The sequence below is a fragment of the Streptococcus mitis genome (genome assembly GCF_003942695.1).
GTDB classification, from domain to species: Bacteria; Bacillota; Bacilli; order Lactobacillales; family Streptococcaceae; genus Streptococcus; species Streptococcus mitis_BD.
In genome coordinates this window covers 1-5,202 of record NZ_RJNU01000020.1, presented here as the reverse complement: position 1 = coordinate 5,202, position 5,202 = coordinate 1, and the positions used below count along the sequence as shown (strand labels likewise).

The 5,202-nt window shown below is 34.3% G+C and carries 5 protein-coding genes, 1 tRNA gene and 1 pseudogene; 3 read left to right on the top strand and 4 right to left on the bottom strand.

The genetic code is table 11. The annotated features are described in order from the left end of the window. The 4 genes and pseudogenes from D8852_RS10105 to rlmH all read right to left on the bottom strand — a co-directional run. Positions 1-359 (bottom strand): annotated as a pseudogene (locus D8852_RS10105) (histidine kinase); the annotation flags it as partial. Positions 360-370: 11 nt separating this feature from the next. Then, positions 371-499 (bottom strand): competence-stimulating peptide ComC, encoded by a 129-nt coding sequence (gene comC, locus D8852_RS09795; RefSeq protein WP_125833943.1) that lies wholly within the window; start codon positions 497-499, stop codon positions 371-373. Positions 500-664: 165 nt separating this feature from the next. Next, positions 665-738: transfer RNA gene (locus tag D8852_RS09790), tRNA-Arg, on the bottom strand. 43 nt (positions 739-781) lie between these two features. After that, entirely contained in the window at positions 782-1,261 is a 480-nt protein-coding gene (rlmH, locus tag D8852_RS09785) for a 23S rRNA (pseudouridine(1915)-N(3))-methyltransferase RlmH (protein WP_061453869.1), read from the bottom strand. Between the two features lie 183 nt (positions 1,262-1,444). Here rlmH and D8852_RS09780 point away from each other — a divergent pair, with 183 nt between their 5' ends. The 3 genes from D8852_RS09780 to dnaA all read left to right on the top strand — a co-directional run bounded on the left by D8852_RS09780 (position 1,445) and on the right by dnaA (position 5,036). Then, positions 1,445-2,635, top strand: coding sequence for a S1C family serine protease (locus D8852_RS09780; RefSeq protein ID WP_125426168.1), 1,191 nt, complete (start codon positions 1,445-1,447; stop codon positions 2,633-2,635). Between the two features lie 57 nt (positions 2,636-2,692). Beyond that, entirely contained in the window at positions 2,693-3,451 is a 759-nt protein-coding gene (locus D8852_RS09775) for a ParB/RepB/Spo0J family partition protein (protein WP_125426171.1), read from the top strand. Between the two features lie 223 nt (positions 3,452-3,674). Continuing rightward, on the top strand, positions 3,675-5,036 hold the full coding sequence (gene dnaA / locus D8852_RS09770) for a chromosomal replication initiator protein DnaA (protein ID WP_125426174.1): 1,362 nt from the start codon (positions 3,675-3,677) through the stop codon (positions 5,034-5,036). Positions 5,037-5,202: the final 166 nt, after the last annotated feature.

Genomic DNA, 5,202 nt, shown 5'->3' with positions numbered 1-5,202 from the left:
ACAAGTAAGTCACCTGTAATAGATGATATAGTAACGGAAAAAAAAGTATGAGCACTTTGATACAATAGTGAAAATATTAAACTTAAAAATATATTTTTTGAGGAATCATACTTTTTAATAAATTTAAAATAGCAATAGAATAGAATTGGATAAAAATTCTTTAAAGTATAATGTAAAATCAGTATTAATTTATCAGAATCTATAAAAGAGAATATAAAGGCATAAATTAATTGAAATATAAAGAATATAAAACCAAAAATATATCTTTCTTTTTTAGAAATTTCACAAATTCGACTATAAATTTTACTGATTATAACACAAGTTAAGAATGCATCTAATATTCCTACCATAATATCCATTTTCTACTCCTTTATTTTCTCCTAAAAATAGGAATTTGCTTAAAAAGATCCATTAATCCTCTTTTATCTCCACCTTGAATCTCCTGCAATTCTTTCTCTGTAAGCTTTTTGAACTGTTCCANTTTAACTGTGTTTTTCATAATAAAATCTCCTGTATTGTTTTTCTTGTAAATTAACTTACAAATTTATTATACAAAATGAAGATTATTTAAGAAAAATTTCTTCTCAACTGCACTGTTTTGTACCTGAAATGCACTTTTTTAAGAAAAAAGCTGGGAGTAATCCCAGCTTCTTCTCTAATGTACTGATCCCAGCAGGATTCGAACCTGCGACCGTTCGCTTAGAAGGCGAATGCTCTATCCAGCTGAGCTATGAGACCTAACATGACCATTCTATCAAAAAACAAGAAGTAAGTCAATCTTCTATTTATGATAAGGGGATCCCTGTTGAATGGTAAAAGCACGATAAATTTGTTCAACAAGAACTAATCTCATTAACTGATGTGGCAAGGTCAAACGTCCAAAACTAACAGAAAGATTCGCTCGATACTTCACAGCAGGGGATAGTCCCAGACTTCCACCAATAATAAATGTAAGGGTAGAAAATCCCTTTATAGAAGCCTGTTCCAGCTGTCTACTGAATTCTTCTGAAGAGAGAGTTTTTCCTTCAATTGCCAACACAACAACAAAATCTCTTTCTCCAACTTTAGAAAGAATTCGATTTCCCTCTATTTCTAATATTTTATGATTTTCTGACTCACTTGCCTTATCTGGAGTTTTTTCATCAGCTAACTCAATGATTTCTACAGTGGCAAAACGAGATATACGTTTAGTATATTCAGCAATGCCATCTTTAAGGTATTTTTCCTTCAGTTTTCCAACTGTTACAATTTTTATTTTCATTCTTCTATTCTATCATATCCACACTTTATTTCACATCTTATTCACAAAGAATCATCTAGAAAAACTAGCAAATTCACAGAAAAAAGCGAGTTATCCACAACTTGTGTAAAACTTCTACCTTTAAGCTTGAATTAAGTTAATAGATTTATACTTTAATCAAATAAAAAACAAACGGAGGCGTTTATGAAACACTTACAAAAATTTTACAAAAAAGGAGTTACCTTTCTTATCATCATTCTGATAGGATTTTTGAGTGGTGCCCTAGGAAGTTTTGTGACACTGCAACTTTATCAAAAACAAGTAAGTCAAGCCACAAATAACACTACAAACACTGTTACTCAGACTTCCTACAAAAATGAAAATGCAACAACTCAGGCCGTTAACAAGGTAAAAGATGCCGTTGTGTCGGTCATCACTTATTCATCAAATCGGCAAAATAGTGTTTTTGGAAATGACGAGACAGATACGGATACCGACTCTCAACAGGTAGCAAGTGAAGGTTCTGGTGTTATTTACAAAAAGAATGGGAAAGATGCCTACCTTGTGACAAATACCCACGTTATTCAAGGAGCTTCAAAAGTTGATATCCGTTTAGCAGATGGTACAAAAGTTCCTGGTGAAATTGTCGGTTCTGATACGTTCTCTGATATTGCTGTCGTAAAAATTTCTTCAGAAAAAGTCACAACCGTAGCAGAATTTGGAGATTCTAGCAAACTAAATGTTGGTGAGACTGCAATCGCAATTGGTAGTCCTCTAGGATCCGAATATGCCAATACAGTTACCCAAGGAATCATTTCAAGTCTCAATCGAAATGTCTCTCTAAAATCTCAAGATGGTCAAGCGATTTCTACAAAAGCTATTCAGACAGATACTGCTATTAACCCTGGTAACTCTGGTGGTCCACTTGTAAATATTCAGGGCCAAGTTATCGGGATTACATCAAGTAAAATTGCAAGTAATGGTGGAACCTCTGTCGAAGGTCTTGGTTTTGCAATCCCATCAAATGATGCTCAAAATATTATTAAACAGCTTGAAAGTGACGGTAAAGTGACTCGCCCTGCTCTTGGAATTCAAATGGTTAATTTAGCTAATATCGGAGCTAGTGATCTTAGAAAACTCAATATTCCAAGTAGCGTAACTTCTGGTGTAGTGGTAAAATCTGTTCAAAGTAATATGCCTGCATCTGGTCACCTTGAAAAATACGACGTTATTACCAAAGTTGACGACAAGGAGATTTCTTCGTCAACAGATTTACAGAGTGCTCTTTACAACCATTCTATCGGAGACACCATTAAAATCACCTACTATCGAAATGGGAAAGAGGAGACTACAACTGTTAAGCTAGATAAAAGTACAAGTGATTTAGAATCTTAATTGACATCAGTGTAAAGAAAACTTTACATATAATAAAAGATATGTTAGTGTAGAACCATGGAAAAATTTGAAATGATTTCTATCTCGGACATACAAAAAAATCCTTACCAACCTCGGAAAGAATTTGATGTAAAAAAATTAAAAGAATTAGCTCAGTCAATCAAAGAAAATGGGCTAATCCAACCAATCATCGTTCGTCAATCTCCTGTAATTGGTTATGAAATCCTTGCAGGAGAGAGACGATATCGAGCTTCTCTCTTGGCTGGTCTGACCTCTATTCCAGCAGTTGTAAAACACCTTTCAGATCAGGAAATGATAATTCAGTCTATCATTGAGAATTTACAAAGAGAAAACTTGAATCCAGTTGAAGAGGCACGCGCCTATGACTCTTTAGTTGAAAAAGGATATACTCATACCGAAATAGCAGATAAAATGGGAAAATCTCGTCCTTATATCACTAATTTTATTCGTTTACTTTCCCTACCAGAGCATATCTTAGCTGAAGTAGAAAATGGAAAAATTTCTCAAGCTCATGCACGCTCACTAGTTGGTTTGGATAAAGAGCGACAGGAATATTTCTTTCAACTAATCAAAAATGAAGATATCTCTGTGAGAAAGCTCGAAACATTACTGACAGAGAAAAAACAAAAGAAGCAGAAAAAAAGTGATTCTTTCATCAAAGATGAGGAAGATAAATTAAAAAAACAACTTGGATTGAATGTAGAAATTAAACTTTCTAAAAAAGATACTGGAAAGGTTATTATTTCTTTTTCAAGCCAAGAAGAATATGACAGAATTATCAACAGCCTGAAATAAGGCTGTTCTTTTATTTTTTCAACCCACAAATTTATCCACTATTTTTTATAGCAAAAAATCAAAGAATTCAAGGGAATCCCTCACTTATCCCCAACCTGTGGATAAAAAATGTAAACATTGTGGATTCTTTTCCACAGATTGTGGAAAAATACTAGCATCTATGGTAAAATAAATCTAACAATAAACCTTTTTACATCAAATATAGCAAAGGAGGGGATAATCGGTGAAAGAAAAACAATTTTGGAATCAAATCTTGGAATTAGCTCAAGAAAGATTGACACGTTCTATGTACGATTTCTACGCCACACCTGCTGAACTCATAAAAGTGGAGGGAAATATAGCTACTATCTTTTTACCTAGACCTGAAATGGAAATGGTTTGGAAAAAACAACTCAAAGATATCATTGTGGCTGCTGGTTTTGAAGTTTATGATACTGAAATAAAAACTCAATTTGTCTTAACAAAGCCTGAGGAAGAATCTTCAACCTATGTCATGGATTCTGAAAATAGCAATCATTATGTTGCTTCACAGGCCAATCTTGCTATTCCATATTCTGAAACAGGATTGAAGGAAAAATATACCTTTGATAACTTTATTCAAGGAGATGGAAATATCTGGGCTAAGTCTGCTGCTCTGGCTGTTTCCGAAGACCTCGCCTTGACTTATAATCCCCTTTTCATTTATGGTGGTCCTGGACTAGGGAAAACCCACTTACTGAATGCTATTGGAAATGAAATTCTAAAAAATATTCCTGAAGCTCGGGTTAAGTATATTCCTGCTGAAAGTTTTATCAACGACTTTCTTGAGCATCTGAGGCTCGGGGAAATGGAAAAATTTAAAAAAACTTACCGAAGTCTTGATCTCTTGCTGATTGATGATATCCAATCTCTCAGTGGAAAAAAGGTTGCAACTCAAGAAGAGTTTTTCAATACTTTCAACGCTCTTCATAGCAATCAAAAACAAATCGTTCTGACTAGTGACCGAAGTCCTAAACATTTAGAAGGCCTTGAGGAAAGGCTTGTCACGCGCTTTAGTTGGGGCTTAACTCAAAATATCACCCCTCCTGACTTTGAGACACGTATCGCCATTCTTCAAAGTAAAACGGAACATTTAAACTACCATTTCCAGAGTGATACTCTAGAATATCTGGCTGGTCAATTCGATTCAAATGTTCGAGAACTTGAAGGAGCAATCAACGATATCACTTTAATTGCCAGAGTAAAGAAGATTAAAGACATCACTATTGATATCGCTGCTGAAGCTATCAGAGCTCGCAAACAAGATGTTAGCCAACTGCTAGTCATTTCAATTGACAAAATCCAAACTGAAGTTGGTAATTTTTATGGAGTGAGTGTCAAAGAAATGAAGGGGACGAGACGAGTTCAAAATATCGTTTTGGCGCGTCAAGTGGCCATGTATCTAGCTAGAGAACTGACAGATAATAGTCTTCCAAAAATCGGAAAAGAATTCGGAGGAAAGGATCACACCACCGTTATTCATGCCCATGCTAAAATCAAATCCTTGATTGACGAAGACGATAATTTACGCTTAGAAATCGAAGCAATCAAAAAGAAAATTAAGTAGCATGTGGATAACTTTTCCTTTTCTATCTTTTTTATCCACATTTTTTAAACAAGCTAGGAAGCTTGAATTTACTAAATAGAAATCAGTTTTCCACAGAATTCACACACTCTATTATTTCTATTATCCTTCTAATACTAAAAATAAATAAAGGAGAATCCATGATTCA